17 protein-coding genes are annotated in these 22,201 nt (G+C 34.6%); 11 read left to right on the forward strand and 6 right to left on the reverse strand.

Features of this window, described 5'->3' with window-relative positions; all coding sequences use genetic code 11:
- Window positions 1-129: 129 nt before the first annotated feature.
- Window positions 130-1,698 (forward strand): BCCT family transporter, encoded by a 1,569-nt coding sequence (locus ACQKNI_RS22805; RefSeq protein ID WP_088231873.1) that lies wholly within the window; start codon window positions 130-132, stop codon window positions 1,696-1,698.
- A gap of 56 nt (window positions 1,699-1,754) precedes the next feature.
- Here ACQKNI_RS22805 and ACQKNI_RS22810 read toward each other — a convergent pair whose 3' ends face one another.
- Window positions 1,755-3,053, reverse strand: coding sequence for an MFS transporter (locus tag ACQKNI_RS22810; RefSeq protein ID WP_088231874.1), 1,299 nt, complete (start codon window positions 3,051-3,053; stop codon window positions 1,755-1,757).
- A 328-nt stretch (window positions 3,054-3,381) separates the two neighbouring features.
- Between ACQKNI_RS22810 and lytS the strand changes: the two genes are divergently transcribed.
- The 6 genes from lytS to msrB all read left to right on the forward strand — a co-directional run bounded on the left by lytS (window position 3,382) and on the right by msrB (window position 9,581).
- A complete protein-coding gene (lytS, locus tag ACQKNI_RS22815) occupies window positions 3,382-5,151 on the forward strand; it encodes a two-component system sensor histidine kinase LytS (protein WP_088231875.1) in 1,770 nt (589 codons plus the stop codon).
- Entirely contained in the window at window positions 5,129-5,869 is a 741-nt protein-coding gene (locus ACQKNI_RS22820) for a LytR/AlgR family response regulator transcription factor (RefSeq protein ID WP_088231876.1), read from the forward strand. Before lytS ends, ACQKNI_RS22820 begins: the two co-directional genes overlap by 23 nt.
- 132 nt (window positions 5,870-6,001) lie before the next feature.
- Entirely contained in the window at window positions 6,002-6,433 is a 432-nt protein-coding gene (lrgA, locus tag ACQKNI_RS22825; protein WP_088231877.1) for an antiholin-like murein hydrolase modulator LrgA, read from the forward strand.
- Between the two features lie 36 nt (window positions 6,434-6,469).
- A complete protein-coding gene (gene lrgB / locus ACQKNI_RS22830; RefSeq protein WP_088231878.1) occupies window positions 6,470-7,162 on the forward strand; it encodes an antiholin-like protein LrgB in 693 nt (230 codons plus the stop codon).
- A 322-nt stretch (window positions 7,163-7,484) separates the two neighbouring features.
- Entirely contained in the window at window positions 7,485-8,519 is a 1,035-nt protein-coding gene (locus ACQKNI_RS22835; protein ID WP_088231879.1) for an AI-2E family transporter, read from the forward strand.
- A 96-nt stretch (window positions 8,520-8,615) separates the two neighbouring features.
- Complete coding sequence (msrB, locus tag ACQKNI_RS22840) at window positions 8,616-9,581, forward strand: peptide-methionine (R)-S-oxide reductase MsrB (protein WP_088231880.1); 966 nt, start codon at window positions 8,616-8,618, stop codon at window positions 9,579-9,581.
- Window positions 9,582-9,611: 30 nt separating this feature from the next.
- Here the strand turns inward: msrB and ACQKNI_RS22845 are convergent, their stop codons facing one another.
- Entirely contained in the window at window positions 9,612-12,728 is a 3,117-nt protein-coding gene (locus ACQKNI_RS22845) for an efflux RND transporter permease subunit (RefSeq protein ID WP_098840804.1), read from the reverse strand.
- A gap of 329 nt (window positions 12,729-13,057) precedes the next feature.
- Between ACQKNI_RS22845 and ACQKNI_RS22850 the strand changes: the two genes are divergently transcribed.
- Complete coding sequence (locus tag ACQKNI_RS22850) at window positions 13,058-13,930, forward strand: TetR/AcrR family transcriptional regulator (protein WP_088231882.1); 873 nt, start codon at window positions 13,058-13,060, stop codon at window positions 13,928-13,930.
- A gap of 30 nt (window positions 13,931-13,960) precedes the next feature.
- Here the strand turns inward: ACQKNI_RS22850 and ACQKNI_RS22855 are convergent, their stop codons facing one another.
- Window positions 13,961-14,932: a glycosyltransferase family 2 protein gene (locus ACQKNI_RS22855; protein WP_088231883.1), complete on the reverse strand. Its 972-nt coding sequence runs from the start codon at window positions 14,930-14,932 to the stop codon at window positions 13,961-13,963.
- Between the two features lie 36 nt (window positions 14,933-14,968).
- Window positions 14,969-15,352, reverse strand: a complete 384-nt coding sequence (locus tag ACQKNI_RS22860; protein ID WP_088231884.1) for a GtrA family protein — start codon at window positions 15,350-15,352, stop codon at window positions 14,969-14,971.
- Between the two features lie 442 nt (window positions 15,353-15,794).
- Here ACQKNI_RS22860 and ACQKNI_RS22865 point away from each other — a divergent pair, with 442 nt between their 5' ends.
- A complete protein-coding gene (locus ACQKNI_RS22865; protein ID WP_088231885.1) occupies window positions 15,795-17,255 on the forward strand; it encodes a glycosyltransferase family 39 protein in 1,461 nt (486 codons plus the stop codon).
- Window positions 17,256-17,329: 74 nt separating this feature from the next.
- Here the strand turns inward: ACQKNI_RS22865 and ACQKNI_RS22870 are convergent, their stop codons facing one another.
- Both ACQKNI_RS22870 and ACQKNI_RS22875 read right to left on the reverse strand, forming a co-directional pair.
- Window positions 17,330-18,787, reverse strand: a complete 1,458-nt coding sequence (locus ACQKNI_RS22870; protein WP_088231886.1) for an ArnT family glycosyltransferase — start codon at window positions 18,785-18,787, stop codon at window positions 17,330-17,332.
- 94 nt (window positions 18,788-18,881) lie between these two features.
- A complete protein-coding gene (locus tag ACQKNI_RS22875) occupies window positions 18,882-20,435 on the reverse strand; it encodes an ABC-F family ATP-binding cassette domain-containing protein (protein WP_088231887.1) in 1,554 nt (517 codons plus the stop codon).
- A 169-nt stretch (window positions 20,436-20,604) separates the two neighbouring features.
- Here ACQKNI_RS22875 and ACQKNI_RS22880 point away from each other — a divergent pair, with 169 nt between their 5' ends.
- Together ACQKNI_RS22880 and ACQKNI_RS22885 are read left to right on the forward strand one after the other, a co-directional pair.
- On the forward strand, window positions 20,605-21,177 hold the full coding sequence (locus tag ACQKNI_RS22880; RefSeq protein ID WP_088231888.1) for a TetR/AcrR family transcriptional regulator: 573 nt from the start codon (window positions 20,605-20,607) through the stop codon (window positions 21,175-21,177).
- A 58-nt stretch (window positions 21,178-21,235) separates the two neighbouring features.
- On the forward strand, window positions 21,236-22,174 hold the full coding sequence (locus ACQKNI_RS22885; protein WP_088231889.1) for an NAD-dependent epimerase/dehydratase family protein: 939 nt from the start codon (window positions 21,236-21,238) through the stop codon (window positions 22,172-22,174).
- The last annotated feature ends 27 nt before the right edge of the window (window positions 22,175-22,201 follow it).

Here is a 22,201-nt window from a genome sequence, read left to right on the forward strand (position 1 = left end):
TTTAGGGACAACATAAGTATGTGGGAAATCGATAAAATATTATTCATATATAATTATTGTGTTTTGGGTTTAAACAAGAAAACATAATAAAGTTGTTTTTTTAGATTGCTGAGGAAGGAGGAAGTGTAAATGAGGATGAAGAGTCGAAAAACGGATTGGCCTGTATTTCTTATTAGTGGTGGTTCGCTTTTATTATTTGTAATCGCGGTTTTCTTAAATAAAAGTTACGTAGAGGGAGCTATTAATAGTAGTTTTGCATTTTCAATTCAGTACTTCGGAGCTTTCTGGCAAATTTTATTGTTAGGTACATTTATTGTTGCAATGTGTATGGCGTTCTCGAAATATGGGAGAGTTAAACTTGGGGGATTAGAAAAACCTGAGATTAGTACGGCAAAATGGCTTGCTATTATTATGTCTACATTACTTGCCGGGGGTGGCGTTTTTTGGGCAGCAGCAGAGCCAATGTATCACTTTATGACAGTTCCACCAATACATGAAGGGATATCTGCCGGAACGAAAGAAGCAGTCATGCCTGCTTTAGCACAAAGTTATATGCATTGGGGTTTCTTAGCTTGGACAATTTTAGGAACAATTAGTGCAGTAGTGATGATGTATGGGCATTACCATAAAGGGATGCCGTTAAAACCTCGCACACTTTTATATCCTATTTTCGGGGAGAAATTACGAAAGAGTATGCTTGGAACGATGATTGATGTATTTGCAATTATTGCGGTAGCTGCAGGGACAATTGGTCCAATTGGATTTTTAGGTTTACAAGCAAGCTATGGCTTACAAGCATTATTTGGGATACCTAATGTGTTTACGACTCAATTAATGATTATTGTTTGTGTCGTGGCTGTTTCTACTATATCTACAGTAACAGGAATTAATAAAGGGATTCAAATTATAAGTGATTTAAATGTTAAGTTAGCGATTTTATTGATGGTATTTGTATTATTCTGTGGACCAGGCGGATTTATTATTGATTCCTTTATTTCTTCGTTTGGCTTTTATATAAATGAATTTATTCCAATGAGCACATATCGAGGGGATACAGCTTGGTTAGGATCTTGGACGATCTTTTTCTGGGGATGGTTTATTGGATATGGACCGATGATGGCAATTTTAGTGAGCCGTATTTCAAGAGGAAGAACAATTCGAGAAATCATAGTTGCAATTGGAATTATTGCCCCAATTATTACAACGTTTTGGTTTACTATACTAGGGGGATCAGGTGTGTTTTATGAGTTAATGAATCCTGGTTCTATATCGGGTGCATTAAGTGAATCTGGTATGCCGGCGGCTATGATTGCAATTACAGAGCAGTTGCCACTTTCTAATATTATTGGACCTGCATTTCTATTATTAACAATTTTATTTGTAGTGACAACAGGAGATTCAATGGCTTATTCTATTTCAATGGCAGTGACTGGAGATGGAGATCCTAGAGTTAGTTTGCGAATTTTTTGGTCGCTTATTATGGGAACAGTTGCAGCGATTCTTTTATACATGGGTGAGGGAAGCATTAATGCGTTGCAATCATTCATTGTAGTGACCGCTGTTCCGGTATCAATTCTATTATTCCCAATGCTATGGTTAGCTCCTAAAGTTGCAGGAGAATTAGCATTAAAACAAGGTATTGTAAAAGAAGAAGATAAAACGGCTTTCTTATTCCAAAAGGCTAGTAGATCGAAATAAATAAATAAACATTGAAAAGAGGAAGCATCTTAAATGAGATGCTTCCTCTTTCACGTTTAATCTAACACTTTTCCTTTTGTTTCTGGTACACATAACAGCATTGTAACTAAACCAATTGGATAGATAATGAAGATGAGAGATAGTGCTCCCATTAAATTACCACCTGCAGCAAGTAATCCGATAATTACAGGTCCAAATCCAGCTAAACCACGTCCGGTACCGAAAATAAAGTTTTCTGCTGTAGAGCGAGCTTCAGCGGGGTAGTTTTCAGCTAAAATTGCCCCGAATCCTCCCATCATTCCATTTGCAAAGAAACCGAGCAATGCGCTTCCCCATAATAATAATGTTGAATCTGTGAATAAGAAGAAATAAATGAGACAGTATATAGTACCGCCGACATAATAGATTGTAAAAGTTTTACGGCGACCAATTTTATCGGCTAGAATACCAAAAGTTGCAATGCCAATTAGCATTCCGATCGTAGAGATGAACATCCAACCGCTCGCCTTTGCTAATGTGTAGTTATATTTATTCGCTAAGATAGTTGGCATCCATGTGAAAATTCCATAATATCCAAAGTTCTGGATGAACGACATAATAATAAGACCAATTGTCGTTATCGTTACCTTTTTATTTGCAAATAACTTTCGAAGTGGGAACTTTTTCATTTGCTTTAGTTGTTCTGCTTCAGTATTCGTTAAATTACCTTCAGCTTCCTTTTGCAACAATTCCTTTTTGTAACGTTGCTTTTGTTCCCATATTTTCGGTTCACTTAAACTTTTGCGGACGTAAACAGCTAATAAAGCAGGAATGAGTCCAAATAAGAAAACAGCTCTCCAGCCAAAATGTGGGACAATAAATGCTGGAAGGAGTGAAGCAACGAGAACACCAAACTGCCAACCGAGTGCAACGACTGATGTCGCCTTAGCACGCATTTCTTTAGACCATGTTTCTGTTACGATGGCCATTCCAATTCCGAATTCACCACCAACTCCCATTCCGACTAAAAAACGAAGAACTAATAACTGCCAGTAATCTGTTGCGAAATAAATAAGTGCTGTTGCTAGTGAAAATAATAAGATTGTGAAGGCCATTGTACGGATACGGCCAAATAAATCAGCAATAAATCCAAATAAATAAGAACCAATTAGCATCCCGATTGTGGTAGCTAATGTTAAGTTTCCACCTTCAACAGGGCTTAGATGAAATTCTTTTAAAATATAGACAAGCACGAAAGATAAGAGCAACATATCTAAACCTTCTGCAGCGTATCCTAGTGCAGAACCAAACAATGTTTTATATCGTTTCTCTTTCGTCTCCTCTGTTGTTTGTTGTACATCAGTAGTGATGTTCATTATTACTCCTCCTTATTTTCTTCTACAGTCGCTATGGAAGAATAACAAAAGGCCTTCTCACCTGATATGATGAGAAGGCCAAAAAAAGCATACGTATCCCTAAAAAAGAACATACGTATATTATATTCCGACTTCCTTCTCAACCTCACGGGGTTGGGTTAAAGGACTGTATTATATTACTTTATTTTTAGCACTCTTCTATCATATTGTCAAATAGAGAAGAGTATTTTATGGGTAAAATATTTCAAAAACTATTGTATTCTTCTTGACTGCTACTTCATTATTTTCCCATAATAAAACTAACGAACTAAAAAGGGATGACTCACAGATGTTAAATTTAGTACTTATGATGATTGAACGTGTTGGACTTATTGTGATTTTAGGTTTTTTACTCTCTCATACTAAGACATTCAGGCGCCTACTTTATAGGCAGGACGGATATATAGATAAGTTTAAGCTTATTTGTATTTTTTCAGTGTTTACAATTGTAAGTAATTACACAGGAATTGAAATTGCAGGGAATACGATTATGAATGAAAATTGGCTACAAGGCGTTTCTTCATCGAGTACGATTGCAAATACACGTATTATGGGTGTTGGAATTAGTGGATTGCTCGGTGGTCCTATCGTTGGGATGGGAGTAGGATCGATTGCTGGTATTCATCGTTATATGCTTGGCGGGACGACAGCGGCAAGCTGTGCAATATCGTCAATTTTAGCAGGAGTAATAGCGGGGTATATTGGGTACATTTTCAAAAAATATAATCGTACCATTACACCTAAATTTTCAGCGATTTTAAGTGTATTTATCGTTTCTTTAGAAATGATTATGATTCTAGTAATTGTAGAGGATGGAATGAGTATTGTGAAAACAATTGCGATACCGATGATCCTGGTGAATAGTTTCGGGAGCTTTATTTTACTTTCAATGATTCAAGCTATTTTGCGTCAGGAAGAGAATGCAAAAGCATTGCAAACTCATAAGGTATTGCGTATTGCTGATAAAACGTTACCTTATTTTCGCCGAGGCTTAACAGAGGAATCTTGTAAGCATGTGGCACAAATTATTCACCGCTTTACAGGAACAGATGCGGTATCCTTAACAGATACAGAGAAAATATTAGCTCACGTTGGATTAGCATCAGATCATCATATTCCTTCACACAGTTTAATAACAGGTTTATCGAAAGAGGTTCTATATACAGGGAAAATAATGAAGGCGAAATCGCGTGAGATTATTAATTGTGAACATGAAGGGTGTCCATTACAAGCAGCAGTTGTTATTCCGTTAACTTCACATGGGAATACGATAGGAACGTTAAAACTTTATTTTAAAAACGCTAGTCAATTAAGTCGTGTTGAGGAAGAGTTAGCGGAGGGATTAGCAAAAATATTCTCCACGCAGCTTGAATTAGGTGAAGCTGAGTTGCAAAGTAAGCTATTGCAAGATGCTGAAATAAAAGCGTTACAAGCACAAATCAATCCGCATTTTTTATTTAACGCAATTAATACAGTGTCCGCTTTATGTCGAACAGATGTAGAGAAAGCGAGAAAATTATTATTACAACTTAGCGTCTATTTCCGTTGTAATTTGCAAGGGGCACGCCAATTACTTATTCCATTAGAACAAGAATTAAACCATGTACACGCATATTTATCACTGGAACAAGCGAGGTTTCCAAATAAGTATGAAGTAAACATGTATATTGAGGAGGAGCTAAAGACAACTTTAGTCCCACCGTTTGTTCTTCAACTATTAGTTGAAAATGCATTGCGACATGCTTTTCCGAAGAAACAACCAGTATGTCAGGTCGAGGTACACGCGTTTGAAAAAGAGGGAATGGTTCACTTTGAAGTGAAGGATAATGGACAAGGGATTGAGGAAGAACGTTTAGAGCAATTAGGAAAGATGGTAGTTTCGTCAAAAAAAGGGACCGGAACAGCTTTATATAATATTAATGAACGCCTAGTCGGTTTATTTGGGAAAGAGACGATGCTTCATATTGAAAGTGCGCTACAAAAGGGAACGGATATTACTTTTATAATTCCCAAAAAAGTAAAGGAGGAAGAACGGGTTGTTAAAGGTATTAGTAGTTGATGATGAAATGTTAGCACGTGATGAACTAAAGTATCTATTAGAAAGAACGAAAGAAGTTGAGATAATTGGTGAGGCTGATTGTGTGGAAGACGCATTAGAGGAACTAATGAACAATAGACCAGATATTGTATTTCTAGATATTCAATTATCGGATGATAATGGATTTGAAATCGCAAATATATTAAAAAAGATGAAAAATCCCCCTTCAATTGTATTTGCGACTGCCTATGATCAATATGCACTGCAAGCATTTGAGGTAGATGCATTGGATTACATTTTAAAACCATTTGATGAAGAACGTATTGTACAGACATTAAAGAAGTATAAAAAACAAAAACAAGCGAAAATAGAAACAAAGCAAGAAATAAAGGGAGGCGATGTAACAGCAGAGATGCACAAATTAGCATTGCCAATTGAGGAATCAATCGTACTTGTAAATATTGAAGATATTATATATGTAGGACTTGTAGATGGAAAGGTAACCGTAAAAACAATGAGAGAAACGTATGTAACACACGATACACTTGTAATTTTGGAAAAGAAGTTGCCACAGGCAAGTTTTATGCGTGTTCATCGTAGTTTTATTGCAAATATTAATCATATTGTAGAGGTACAACCGTGGTTCAATTCTACTTATAACTTAGTTATGAAAGATGGATCTAAAGTCCCTGTTAGCCGTACATATGCAAAAGAACTCAAGAAGCTGCTTCGTATTTAGGAAGCAGCTTTTGTATTTCACCCTCATATTATTGCAACTGATTATCTGTATTTAACGCTCTACTTTGTAAGCGCTTACTAAAATCGTTATATCTTATACAATAAGGGTACCAAATCGAAAGAGGTGGCCAAAATGAGTACAAAAAAAGTATATGGTTTTCTATCACAAGTATTTATTTTCTCAGCTATTATGCTAGCTTCTAATATTATTGCAACACATTTACCAATTCCGATGCCTTCATCGGTAATCGGTTTAGTTGTTTTATTTATTCTATTATGTTTAAAGGTTATCAAATTGGAGCAAGTTGAATCATTCGGAACAGCTTTAACAGGTATTATCGGATTTCTTTTCGTTCCATCAGGTATTTCGGTTATTAATTCTCTTGGCGTAATGAGCCAATATTTCGTACAAATCTTAACTGTAATTGTTGTGGCGACAATTATTTTACTTGCTGTAACAGGTTTATTTGCACAAATGATCTTAGGGAAAGATGACAAAGAAACAAAAGATACAAAAGAATTAAAAGTTGTAAACAAAGGACGCAAACACGGAAAAGTCGCATAGCTATTTTAGACCATAAATGGTTAGGAGGTAATGAACATGACAAGCACAATGACTCCATATTTCGGAATCGTCGTTTCATTAATTGCATACGGAATCGGAACATTTTTATTCAAACATTCAAAAGGATTCTTCTTATTTACACCATTATTCGTAGCGATGGTATTAGGGATTGTATTTTTAAAGGTAGGTAACTTTACTTTTGAAGAATATAATACTGGTGGGAAAATGATCAGTTTCTTCTTAGAACCAGCAACAATCGCATTTGCAATTCCATTGTATAAACAAGTGGATAAGTTAAAAAAATACTGGTGGCAAATTTTATCAGCCATCGTGGTCGGATCTATTTGTTCAGTGGTTGTCGTGTTCATTATTGCAAAAGCAATTGGTTTAGATACAGCGGTAATGAATTCAATGTTACCACAGGCAGCAACAACAGCTATTGCATTACCAATTTCTGAAAGTATTGGCGGTATTCCAGCAATTACATCATTTGCAGTTATTTTTAACGCAGTTATCGTATATGCATTAGGAGCGTTATTCTTAAAAACATTTAGAGTGAAACATCCAATTGCAAAAGGTCTAGCACTTGGAACAGCAGGTCATGCATTAGGAGTTTCAGTAGGAATTGAAATGGGTGAAGTAGAGGCAGCGATGGCAAGCATTGCTGTAACAGTAGTTGGGGTTGTGACAGTAGTTGTCATACCGATGTTCATGCCATTTATTGGATAGTAAAACTTACTTAAAAAAATGAGAAAAGCAAGCTATTTGTAGGACGGATTTCTACTGATGGCTTGCTTTTTATGTTACAGTAGTGGTAAGACCTATCGGAATACAAGTTTCCTTAAATCTTCATTAATACTATGTATAATACGTGTTGAATTAGGTCATTGTATTGTAAAATAAGAAGTAAGCTATTATAGAGTCCGGTAAGGGATGCGTATACTAAGCTTATAAGAATCTTAATATGAATGAATAATTAAAGGTAGAAAAGAGAGATAAATCTACTTATTAACGTTTTACTTTATAGGACAGGAGAGAGTACTCGTCGATTATGCAAATAAAAAACCTGTTTCAAAGCAAAGGATTTCAGAGGTTAATCGTATTAGTATTACTTGCTCTCGTATTGTATGGGATGCAAAGTATGTTAAATTTAATTTTAATTACGTTTATGTTGACGTATTTAATGGATCGATTCCAAAAGTTTATTTCTCGTAAATTAGAACATTTCATGCCAATTAATCGAAAAATTATTATAGCGCTTTTATATGTAATGTTAGTGGCGGGAATTGCCATTACGCTATTTAAATATTTACCGGTATTAACAATACAAATTTCGCAATTGATTTATCAATTCAATGTATTTTTAAGAAATCCACCGGATAGTGAATTAATTAAGTATGCGGTTAATGCTGTTAATCATATGGAGCTTTCTAAATATGTAGGGCAAGGCGTAGACATTTTGTATAAATCCATTACGAATGTTGGGAAATTTGGCCTTCAAGTTTTACTTTCTGTAATTTTAAGCTTATTTTTCTTACTTGAAAAAGGGCGTATCGTTGCTTTTACTGCGAAGTTTAAAGAAAGCAGGCTTGCAATTTTCTATACGGAAATTGAGTATTTTGGAAAGAAATTTGCACGTTCATTCGGAAAAGTAATCGAAGCACAATTTTTAATTGCAATTGTTAACTGTGTTTTATCTGTTATCGCATTATGGATATTAGACTTCCCGCAATTATTAGGCTTAGGGTTAATGATTTTCTTGCTTGGTTTAATTCCAGTGGCAGGTGTTATTATTTCGTTATTCCCACTTTGTATGATTGCTTACAATATCGGCGGTATTATGTATGTCGTTTATATTTTAATTATCGTAACAGTAATCCATGCGCTCGAAAGCTATGTGTTAAACCCGAAATTTATGTCACAAAAAACAAATTTACCGATCTTCTACACGTTTATGATACTAATTTTCTCTGAACACTTTTTAGGTGTTTGGGGACTAATTATCGGTATTCCAATCTTCATTTTCTTATTGGATGTTTTAGATGTGACAAGTGATGAAATGGATCAGGATGTTGGAAAACAATAGAGTAAAGAAAAAGCATCGATATTCGGTGCTTTTTCTTTTATAACATGGTGTTTCTTATGCCATACTGTAAGAAGAATATAGAATAGGGGTGAAAGAATGGCTGTAAATGAAAAGGTAGAATTAGCTACATTTGCCGGAGGATGTTTCTGGTGCATGGTTTCGCCATTTGAAGAGATGGAAGGGATTATACAAGTTGTTTCAGGCTATACAGGTGGCCATACAGAGAATCCAACGTATAAAGAAGTATGCTCGGAAACAACTGGACATTATGAGGCAGTACAAATTACATTTGATGCAAACAAAATGCCGTATGAAGAGTTATTAAATATATATTGGAGACAAATTGATCCGACTGATATCGGAGGGCAATTCCATGACCGTGGACAGTCTTACGAAACAGTGATTTTTTATCATAATGAAGAACAACATAAAAAGGCAGAAGCTTCAAAAGAAGAGCTTGAGCATAGTGGGCGCTTTTCAAAACGAATTGCGACAAAAATATTGCCTGCTACTACATTTTATCCAGCTGAAGAATATCATCAAGGATATCATAAGAAAAATACATTTCGCTATGAGTTATATCGTAAAGGCTCGGGCCGAGATGCTTTTATTAAGCAACATTGGCCAAAGGATAATGCCCATTTAAAAGAAAAACTCAATGAGATGCAGTTTTATGTAACACAGGAAAATGGTACAGAACCACCATTTCGAAATGAGTATTGGAACCATCAAGATGAAGGTCTTTATGTAGACATCGTTTCAGGTGAACCGTTGTTTACTTCTATAGATAAATTTGATAGTGGGTGTGGATGGCCGAGTTTTACAAAACCAGTTATGGCAGCAAGTGTGAAAGAAAAAATGGATGTGAGTCATAATATGACGCGTACAGAAGTGAGAAGTAAAGAAGGGGATTCACATCTTGGGCATGTATTTCCAGACGGTCCAGGACCAAATGGCCTTCGTTACTGCATTAATTCAGCAGCCCTTCGATTTATCCCAAAAGGGGAATTAGAGAAAGAAGGATACGGTGATTTCCTAATCTTGTTTGGGAATAAAAAATAACCTCGCATTTAGCGAGGTTGTTTTTTTATTTTACTTTACTTTTTTATTTTTAAATTTGCTTAGTGCTTCATAAACGATTGGAACGATAAGAAGTGTTAATAACGTTGAACTTGTTAGCCCACCAATTACAGTTACACCAAGTCCTTTCGAAATTAAACCGCTACCTTCAAATCCTAATGCAAGCGGGATAAGGGCTCCGATTGTTGCGATTGCAGTCATTAAGATAGGACGCAGACGTGTTGCACCAGCTTCTAATAAAGCTTCACGTGTTGATGCACCTTCATTTTCTTTATGAATAACGCGATCGATAAGAACGATTGCGTTTGTTACAACGATACCGATTAACATAAGCGCACCAATCATTGCAGATACACTTAATGTTTCGCCAGAGATTAATAAGGCAACAAGAGCCCCAATAATTGTGAATGGTAGCGAGAATAAAATTGCGAATGGTGCAAGTGCACCGCCAAATGTAACGACAAGAACGAAGTATACAATAGCAATCGCAGCTAGCATCGCTAAACCAAGTTGCTTAAATGATTCTTGAATATCTTCTGTAACACCGCCCATAGAAACATCTACACCAGAAGGAAGATCCATTTTATCCACTTCTTTTTGGACTGCAGAAGATGCTTTTGAAACGTCATCAGATGTTAATTTTGCACTTACTTCTGCATAAACGCGGCCATCACGATGTGTTACTGTGTTAGAAGTTTCACCTTCTTTTACAGTCATCACATCTTTAACTGCAATCTCATTACCAAGTGGTGTTGTAATTTTACGATTCGTTAAATCATCGATTGTTTCATACTGCTGTTTCTCAGCTTCTACATATACATTTACATCTTTACCGTCTTTTTTAATTGTTGTAAGAACGGGGCGATCGTGTTGATTAGAAAGTCCCATTCCAATTTGAGCGGCCGTTAGACCCATCTTGCTTAGTTTTTCCTGATCTGCGACTAAAGTGTACTCTGCATACGTTTTGGCCATACTAGAATCTACATCTTTTAAGTCTTTATTTTTCTTCATGATATTTTGAATATCTTTCACGACAGGTTTAATATCTTCCGAGTTATCTCCGTAAACGTATAGTTTAATTTCGTTACTACCGCTACTTGCTCCGAAGTCTTGGTTTTTCCATTCGCCTTTTCCAGACATTTTTTGTAAATCTTTCACGACTTGTTCTTTTTCTTTTTCGAAGTTTTTCGTGTCGTTATCATATTGAACGAAGAACATCGCTTGGTTTGTTTGACCAGGACTCATTGGGTTTTCTCCACCTAATGAGAACTGAATTGTTTTCACGTCTTTTTTATCTTGGAAGTGCTTTTCAGCTTTCGTTGCAATTTTTTCAACGTCTTCTAACGTTTGACCCGGTTCAGGGTTGTATGTTGCAATAATCATTTTTTCTTCTTCAGATGGTAAGAAACTTACACCGATAACCGGTACAAGTGCAAGACTGCCTACTAATAGAAGGACAGCGATACTTGATGTAATGATTTTATGATTTAAAGCCCATTCCAATATACGTTTATAACCATTTGCTAATTTACTTGGTTTTTCTTCATGATGTACTTCTTTCTCTCGCAAGCTTTCTTTTCTAAATAAAGAATGAGCTAACATTGGTACGATTGTAATTGCCACTAGTAACGATGCTAATAAAGCGAAGACGATAGTTAAGGCGAATGGTAAGAACATTTCACCAATCATACCTTTCACAAGTCCGAGCGGTAAGAATACGGCAATTGTTACAATAGTAGAAGACATAATTGGGATAAACATTTCCTTCGTGGCTTCACGAATTAAATCTTTTCCACGTAATTTTTCTTCGGATAACGACATGCGTCGGTAAATATTTTCAATAACAACAATGGAATCATCAACAACGCGTCCGATAGCGACTGTCATGGCACCCAGTGTCATAATGTTCAGCGTAATATCCATTTGCTTTATAACTGAAACAGCAATTAATAAAGAAAGTGGTATAGAAACGACAGAGATTAACGTCGTTCGGATATTTCGTAGGAACAACATGATAATAACAATCGCAAAGATAGCCCCGAAAATTGCTTTGCTCAGCATTGTTTCAACTGATTTTTCAATCGGTGCACCTTGGTCGAATGTTGAAATGATCTCTAAGTCTTTATATTTTTTCTCAAGGTCGTTTACTTTGTCTTTAACAGCATTTACGACATCAACTGTGTTTGCATCAGCAGCTTTCACAATTTGAATTCCAATTGCTTCTTTTCCATTTGTTCGAGAAATCGATTCTGCTTTCCCAACTTCTTTAATGTCAGCAATTTCTTCTAATGTAACTGTTGGAATGCCATTCATAGTAGCTGGATTCATTTGTGTGGCTTGTGCGTTAGCGCCAGCATTTGGAATACCTTGACCGTTCGGTGACGAAGGGATAACTGGAATTTTTAATTCTTTTAATGCTTTAATCGTTGTAATATTACCATCTACAACAACTGATTTTTCCGTATCTTTAAATGTATATAAGCCAAGTGGTAAAGATACGTCCGATCCTTTAATCATATTTTTTACAGTATCTTCACTTAGCCCTAATTCTTTCATCTTATCTTTCTTAAAGACAAGTTGTACTTCATCTACTTGTTGTCCCGAAATTTGAACAGATGCAACTCCATCAAGCCCTTTTAATCCTGGAATAACATTTTTTTCTACATTTTCAGTTAAAGTAGCTAAGGATTCATTTTTACTCGCTACGCTTAATGAAATAACAGGAAAAGCATTGAAGTTTACTCGAGAAACTTTCGGATCTTTAACACTGTCTGGCAGTTTCACATTCGTGAGAGCTTCTTTAATTTCTGTTTCTGCTTTTTCCATGTTTTTATCAAAATCATATTCTACTTGAATAGAAGATGCGTTTTGAAAAGATGATGAACTAACAACGTTAACACCGCTTAAATTTTGCAGTTGTTCTTCAATCGGCTTTGAAACTTTATCAGCTACTTCTTCTGGTGTAGCACCAGGATAAACCGTAGTTACTGTTACAATGGGTGTTGTAATATCAGGAATTGTTTCCAGCTTCATATTGAGCCCAGAATAGATCCCGGCGATAGTAACAATAATGGTTAGTAGCCAAACTGCGAACTTATTTTTTAACGAGAAATTGATGATTTTGTTCATGTTTGCGCTCCCTTTTTATTATATTGACCAATCGGTCAGTCTAATACATAATATAACTGACTGATTGGTCAGTAGTCAATGAAAAGAGATGGTATAATAAAGTGAAACTGTAATCAGTGGGTGGGTGCCCATCCCACACTGGTTATTAGCCCTCATTAATCGGGCATTTACCTCCCGCCCAATGTCCTCGTATTCGCCGAATGTGAGATGGGAGTTTTACTGCCCATAAATAGCGGGATAAAGTGAAACTTTAATTCATGATTTTTTACTGTGGCAAGTAGTGGGATATATTTAGTATAAGATGCGAGATTAAATTTAGGAGAGAAGATATGAAAGAAAAAGAACGCTTAATTATAGAGATGGCTATGAAGTTATTTGCGACCAAGGGTGTGAATGCGACATCAGTACAAGAAATCGTCACAGCCTGTGGTATATCGAAAGGGGCTTTTTACTTATATTTTAAATCGAAGGATGAGTTGTTATTAGCAACACTTCGATATTATTATGACAAAATCCAAAATAAAATGATGGATATTGATAAAGAATCATTATTACCGCGTGAAAAATTTGAAAAACAATTATATTGTCAGTTTAATGATATACAGAAGCATAAAGAATTTATTATTATGCATGCGAGAGAAAATGCTATTCCATTTAATAAAGAAGTGGAAGAATTTATGATGCGGATGAAATTAGAGTCGCACGCATTTTATCGGAATAGCTTATTGTCTATTTATGGTGACAAGGTCATTCCATATTTATTGGACTTAGTAATTATAGTGGAAGGGATATGCCGTGGGTATTTAGAATTAATCATTTTACAAGCACCAAAAATTGACTTAGCCTATGTATCAACGTTTATTTTAAAAAGGATAGATCATCTAGTAGAGGGACTTATAGGGTCTATGGAAGAGCCTGTTTTACATGAAGAAAGGCTTGGAGAGTTTCTTTGTAAATCAGAACTAATTAAGGAACAAGTTAAGGAGCACTTTTTAAAAGAAATCATTGTGTTTAAACGTACATTAGCTGATCAATTAGAAGATGATGGATTACTTGTTACGTTAGATGTTTTGGAGGCGGAAATGAGGTTGCCAAATCCAAGGCTTCCGGTTATTCAAGGGATGCTGTCTAATTTAGATGTATATCCAAATTTAAAAGAATTTCGCTTGCGACTTATGGGATATTACAATATAAAAAGGTAACAATGATTGTTTTCATTGTTACCTTTTTTATTATACATTCACTGTTTCTTTTTTCTGTGCTGTCTCTTCATTTTCAATGTTAATTGTTTCTTTCACAATATAAATCGGACGGTTTTTACTTTCGTCATAAATACGAGCTATATACTGACCGACGATTCCAAGACCAAGTAACTGAATACCGCTAAAGAATGTAATAGCGACCATAATGGATGCCCAACCTGTTTGAGTACCATCGCCGATGATTTTCACAGTAATTGTATATATCAATACGATTATAGAAATGAGGACTGATAATAAGCCTAAAGACATAACGATGCGTAACGGTTTTGTCGAAAATGCAATAATGCCATCTGATGCAAATTTAATCATTTTCTTTAATGGATATTTTGTTTCGCCGGCAAAGCGCTCATCACGTTCATATTCAACATACGTTTGGCGGAAGCCAACCCAAGACATCATACCGCGAATGAAGCGATTTCGCTCCGTCATTTGATTGAAAACATCAGCTACTTTGCGATCGATGATTCGGAAATCACCAGTATCTTTTGGGATATCGATATCAGACATGTAGTTTAAGAATTTATAGAAATATTTAGCTGTTAAAAGTTTAAACCAAGTTTCACCTTTACGTTGTTTACGTTTTGCATAAACAACTTCATATCCTTCTTCCCATTTTGCAATAAGTTCAGGAATAACTTCTGGTGGATCTTGTAAGTCTGCATCTATAATGACAATAGCATCGCCCTTTGCAGCAGCAATACCAGCTGTAACAGCTACTTGGTGTCCAAAGTTGCGTGCAAAATTAACGATTTTCGTACGGTAATCATTTGCAGCAATTTCTGATAGGATGTCCATTGTACGGTCTGTACTACCGTCGTTTACAAAGACAAACTCATAATTAATATCATTTTGAAGCATAACGGACTTTAAACGGTTATAACATTCCTGTGCTACTTCTTCCTCGAAGTACATAGGAACTACAACCGAAATTAATTTTTGCATGTTGTATCCTCCGTATTTTTAATAAGTCGTTCAAATTTAATTAGTAGCTTTTTCAGTTTGGTTGAATGTCCAAATTTTATTAAGGACAAAATTGATAACCATTCCGACACCAATTGCGAAAATCTGTGCAATTAATGCATTAAAGGAAAGTTTATCTACTAATATAAATAAACATAATGTATTAAAAGCATATACAATTAAATTTACAGTTAGAAATTTAAAGAACATTGACGTGCTTTTATTATTAGGTTTAAACACCCAATTTTTATTCCAATAGTAGCTATTGGCAACACCAATTGAATAGGCAATGGTATTCGCAATAAGGTAGTTCATCCCGAATTTTAATAATATCCAAAAGCTAATAATTGTAATGAGTGTATTAAAGATTCCTACTAAACCGAACTTTAAGAGTTTCTCCATAATAGTATCCTCATCTTTATAAAATATATAAATAAAATAAGACATGTAGAAAAGGTATTTCTACATAACAAATATTTATTATAGCATATTTTATGCTGAAACGTTAATAAAATTGAGTAGCTTCAATCTTGCAGGAATTTGAATTTATGTGACATTTAATTAGAGAGAGTAGTCATATAAGTGCTTATACTTTGTGAAAGTAAACGTGGTGTGTCGATCCAAAAGGTGAAAATGGAAACAATATCAAAATTCATGTATAGTGGTATGTAGTATGGTTCGTACGTCATTATTTGGGATTATTTGAATACTCATATAGATTATAGCATAAATGAAAATAAGAATGTTTTTGATTTTCATTTATAATTGATTAGTTATAAAGTGCTTTAGCTTTATACAGTATATAGTGGTGCCTTTGTACCAATGTTTAAAGGAGTAGATTGTATTGGAATTATTTTTAAAAGGGTTATCGACTTTCTCTACACGTGCAGTGTACATAATATATGTGTTTTTTGCCTCAATATTAATTATTGATTATTTTTCGGATACGCAAAAATACAATTACACAATGATAGTAACTGGGGTCATACTTTTATGTACAATTGGGTCCTATATACTTAGAAAAGGTTCGTTATATCTAGAAAAATTCAACGAGAAAAAATGCTTTTTTGTGTTAGTAATTATTTGCTTAGCCGTTAAATTAACGTGGGTTCTGACATACAAAATCCAGCCGTTGGTTGATTACGCTACTTTTTATTATACTGCAGAAGCATTAAGTAAAGAATTTGTTATTAATAATAATTACATCGCGTTATTTCCACACATTTTTGGTTACGCCTCATTTTTAAGTATTTTCTTAAAAATATTTGGAGCAAGTTATATGGTAGCTCCCATTATAAATGTTGTTTTAACTACAATATCAATGGGATTAATATATATTATATCTAGAAAAATTGGTGGAGTTAAAACAGCAATAACAGCAAGTATTTTATGGATCGTATTGCCTTCTCAAACGATTTATAATATGTTTGCACTGTCAGAGCCATTGTATTGTACAATACTGCTATTGATTTGGACAGTTATGATAATGGTTCATGAGAAGATTCATAATATAAATATAAAAAAATTACTCGTCTATTCGATTTTATTAGCAGCACTATTTGCATTAATGAATATGGTGCGACCAATTGCAGCTGTCCCAATTATAGCTTTAGTCATATGGTTATTTATTATTAATACGAAGCACATAGGAAATAAAAAAATATTATTAAATAAGGTAGTATATGTAGGGGCTATCGTTATTGGATATATTATTTTTTCTTCGGCGATTAATCAGTATATAACATTACGTTTAGGTGAAGAGATAGCATCAACCCCGGGCTATAATATTTATGTAGGATTTAACCAGGAGAACGCAGGGAAGTGGAACATGCCAGATGCAGAATTATTGTTTGAGTACAGTAATAAACCAGGATGGACTGCTAATGATGCTCAACAAAAAATGCTAGAAGAGGCGAAAAATAGAGTACAAAATGATAATATCGATTTTATGAAATTATTTTCGGATAAATTCTTTGTCTTTTTAAGTGAAGATAGTGCAGCGGTTTCTTACGCAGAGCCTGCGCTAGACAATGTAGTAAGATACACTGTGGCATCTAATATTTTTTATTACTTCTTAATTGTGACTTCGATATTAGGTGTGTTAATAATGATAAAAAATAAAGATAAATCGATCCTATTTATGATTTGTTTATTTACAATAGGATTAACAATGGCGCAGTTATTAGTAGAAGTAGCATCAAGATATCATTATTCGGCTACAATATCTATGATCATTTTGTCGGCCTTTGCTATAAATTATGTTTACAATAAAAAAGAGAATATGGGTAGAAATAAAAAGGCATGAGTTCGGTATTGCACCGGGCTCATGCCTTTTTATTTCGTTTTTGTTTATTGTGATAATTAAATCATCATTGTATTTTATATTTTTGAGGTCTTTCTGTTCGATATAAATCGATAGCATAAATATAGACCGTAGCTTTGAATAATCGTAAAGCTAGGAATGATGAAGTATCGATATCTTGTTTGGTATTCGATTAAGAAATGAACAGTTACATAACCAATTATCAATAATAAAAACAGTGTATAATGTGTATTATTTTGCTTCGTCAATGTGAGATAAAGAAGTGCTACTGTGCTAAGGAGCATAGCTGTAATGTACATATACTTTTCATATTTCGTAAGGTTGTCTTTTAAAGTCAGCATATCATTATCTGTGTCCCCTAGTGTTAGTAAACTCCATAATGGGGCGGAATCGTAATCTGCCCACATGAGCGTGAACTTATCACCAAATAAAGATAAAACTTTTTGTGGATCAGATATTCGCTCTTGAATTAGTTTCTTTTCAGCAGCTTTGCGTTCTTCACCGATTTCAAAGGACATAATATATTCTGCATCTGATGCAGAATATCCCCCTTTTGTTTCGTGATTAAACCCTACTGTGAATTTCCAAAGAGGATCACGGTTAGATAATGGGTATTGTGTAATTCCGGCATATATAAATGAATAACTTATAATGTAATGTACAAGGTAAAATACGACAAAAATCCCACAAAGTTTTTTAATGGAAGTAAAAATATCTTGTTTTGATTTTCCTAGTATACCTTGTAAAAAGACATAAATAGTTACTGCAATTAGGATGATAGCTCCAAGCGGGCGCATGATATCGCCTAAAGAAAGCGAAATTCCTATGAAAATCCACATATATTTATGGCTTAAGCCTTTTGTAATTAATAAATAAAACCCAAGATAAAATAAGAATGTAGCAAGATGTTGATTTGTTAGGACTGAGCTCAATACGACGCTTGGGATATATATTGCGTATAGTAATCCAGCGACGCGTCCAGACCACTCATTAAATATATGAGAAGTTATTTTGTAAACGAGTAATGTCGTTCCTGTACAATATAATATATTTAAAAGCTTTAGAAGGAAGGTTCCTTCACCAAATAAATTAATAATAAGAGCCTGGTACATTGTAAATCCAAGTTGGTAAACCCATGAAGTATAATATGTACTTTGGGCAAAACTAAAATCTCCTTTAGTTGCTTGTACAGCACTATTGTACATCATAGCAAAATCTGATTCGACAGGAGTTTGGACAGTAAGAACCCAGATTAATCGAATAGAGAAAGCTAAAATGATAAGTGAAATAGTGAATACTAGTGTTGACATATATTTATTAGAAATATAGCCAATTAATAAGAATAGAAGACCGATTAGAATAATACTCGGGATTATAATAAGTAAACGAGTGTGGGCTTGTTCTCTAACCACAGAAACTGATTGCCATGTAATGGCTGCAGAAATAATGAGACATAGTACTAACAAGGATTTCACACAAAATGTATTGAGTTTTAGAAAAAATGAACTTTGCATTATAATTAAAAACTCCTTATTGAATTTTATAGCTATTTTAAGGGGAAATCCCTTTACACACTAAGTGATGGTGTAAAGGGATGATTTCAGGTGATTAAGAATTTTCTTGGGCCCATTTCTCTACATCCCAAGTCTTTGTTATCCAACCTTCATAAAAATCTGGTTCGTGACATACAAGCAGAATTGTTCCTTTGTATGCTTTCATCGCCTTTTTCAGCTCTTCTTTTGCTGTAACATCAAGGTGGTTTGTTGGCTCATCGAAGAGTAACCAGTTACTTTCTTCACCCATTAGCTTACATAAACGAACTTTAGCTTGTTCGCCACCGCTTAGTTGATTTAGTGGACGAGAGATGTGTTCATTTTTTAAACCACATTTCGCTAACATTGCACGAATTTGATGCTGATCTAAGCTAGGGAATGTATTCCAAACATCATCAATTGGTGTTATATTATCAGCTTTCACTTCTTGTTCGAAGTATGATGGGTTTAAGAAGTCACCAAGACTTGTTTTTCCGCTTAATGGTTTAATCTTACCTAAAATCGTCTTTAATAGTGTTGACTTACCGACACCATTACATCCAACAATTGCAATTTTTTCACCACGTTCAATTGTCATTGTTAACTTTGGTAATAACGGATGTGTATATCCAATCTCTACATTTTCTCCTTCGAAGACGAATCGACTACTCGCACGACTTTCTTTAAATGAGAATTCAGGTTTAATAGCAGTTTCAGGACGATCGATACGTTCCATACGATCCAATTGTTTTTGACGACTCTTTGCACGGCCTGTCGTTGAGTAACGAGCCTTATTTTTCGCAATAAAATCTTCTTGTTTTTTAATAAACTCTCGTTGCTTTTCATAAGCGTTTATATGTTGGTTTTTATTCATTTCCGCTAGCTCTAAGAATTTTTCATATGTCGCTGTATAACGCGTCATTTTCGTAAATTCTAGATGGAAAATAATATCTACACATTTATTCATAAATTCCGTATCATGGGAAATTAATAGGAATGCATGTGGGTATTCTTTTAAATAAGTTGTTAGCCAATGAATGTGTTCAACATCTAAATAGTTGGTAGGCTCATCTAATAGTAATACTTCAGGTTGCTCAAGTAGTAACTTTGCAAGTAATACTTTTGTACGTTGTCCACCACTTAATGCTGCAACATCACGATCTAGACCAATTGCGTCAATTCCAAGACCACGCGCTGCTTCTTCAATTTTAATATCTAATAAATAGAAACCACCTGCTTCAAGGGCATCTTGAATCTCCGCCATTTGCTCAAGAAGTTCTTCTAATTCTTCTGGTGTAGCAGTTCCCATTTTTTCTGTAACTTCATTTAGTGCTTTTTCTTTTTCAAATAAAGGTAAAAACGCATCTGCTAATACGTCACGAATTGTACGACCAGGCGTTAAAATTGTATGTTGGTCTAAGTAACCGTAATTTGTACCAGGTGTCCATTCTACACGACCTTCATCATGGATAAGTTGTCCAGTAATAATATTCATAAATGTTGATTTACCAACACCGTTTGCACCAACTAAACCAACGTGCTCTCCTGCTAGTAAACGCATAGATACATCTTTAAATAGTGTTCGATCACCAAATGTATGTCCTAGTTTTTCGACTGTTAATAAGCTCATAATATCCTCCGTCCAATTTGAAATAGTACCTTGAATCATGATACTAAATTCTTTCGTATAATGCTATCATTTCAAAAACGGATATTTTTAAAAGTAAGGTGTTGCATTATTTTGGAAAAAATATATAATGTAATTGAACAGTGGTTAATTATTTTGTGAGGTATAAACAATGTCGCCAAGAAAAGCAGTCAAACAAGAATTAACAAGAGAAATGATTATGAATGTAGCAAGGGATTTATTTGTACAGCAAGGATATCAACACACTTCAATGCGTAAAATTGCGACAGAACTAGGGTATAGCCATGGTTCGATTTACTACCATTTTAAAAATAAGGCTGAACTTTTTTATGCGATGGTAGAACAAGACTTTCAATTGTTAAATAACAAATTAGATGAAATTAGCAAAAGAAGTTTATCTTCAGAAGAGCAGTTAAAAGAAGTCTTGTTTGGCTTTATAGAATTTGGTTTGGAAAATCAAAGCCATTATGAAATTATGTTTTTAATTAAAGATAGCGAGTTAAAGAAATGTTTAGCGGACAGTCCGAATGTTAGTTATGAAAAATTTGCAAAGGTTATTTTTTCTTTATGTAATAAAAAAATAGATACAATGACGATATGGTCTGTCTTTTTATCATTACATGGGTTTGTGGCGCATTATTGCGGAAGTGGGCAAACATTTGATGAGGTAAAAGGGTTAGCTAGGGCGCATGTAGAGTTTCTTTCGAAATCGCTTCTAATGTAAGTGATTTTCTTTTTGTAATTAATTGAACGGTGGTTAATTAATTAGGGAGGGAATTATGATGAAAAAAGCGTTAGTACTGGGAGCATCTGGAGCAATGGGATATGCAATTACAAAGGAGTTATGTAATAGAGGAATTGATGTAATTGCTTTTGCGAGAAATAAGGGGAAGCTGGAGAGTTTATTTCAAGGAGAAGAACATATACAAACGGTAGCGGGGGATGTATTTGTAAAGAAAGACATAATAGGTGCAGCGAAAGGTGTAGATGTTATATTTCATGCTGTTAATATTCCATATTCAGATTGGGAAGAGAAACAGCCTAAACTACTAAGAAATATATTAGAAGTAACAAAAGAGAATGATCTGAAGTTAGGGATCGTTGATAATATTTATGCATATGGAAGGCAAGTTCAAGGGCTTGTTAAAGAAAGTGCTGAAAAGGAACCCCATACGAAGAAGGGGAAAATCCGATTACAACTCGGCATGATGGCGGAGCAGAGTGGCGTCAAAATGTTTATCGCTCATTTTCCTGACTTTTACGGTCCACAGGCAGAAAGCACACTTATTCATCATACTTTAAATGGAGTGCTTGCAAATAAAGGATCTAGTTTTGTTGGAGATAAGAAGATTGCACGTGAGTACATTTTTACGCCAGATGGCGCAAAAGCGATGGTAGAATTAGCATTACATGAGGAAGCGTATGGGCAACATTGGAATATACCAGGTTGTGGTGTTATTACAGGAGAAGAAATGATTCAATATATACGTGAATTAACGGGATATACAAAACGGGTTATGACTGTAAAACGAGGTATGATAAAGTTAATTGGTTTATTTGATAAGCAGATGAAGGAATATGTTGAAATGTTATATTTGACAGAAAAACCAGTTATATTAAGTGGAGAGAAATATGAAAAGTATATAGGTATTCTACCTAAAACTTCATATTATGAAGGGTTAAAAGAAACCATTATATATATGAATAATAATAGTAAATAAAAAGCGGATTTCTTTCTCAAATGGATG

Source organism: Bacillus sp. NPDC094064 (genome assembly GCF_050279585.1).
GTDB lineage: Bacteria > Bacillota > Bacilli > Bacillales > Bacillaceae_G > Bacillus_A.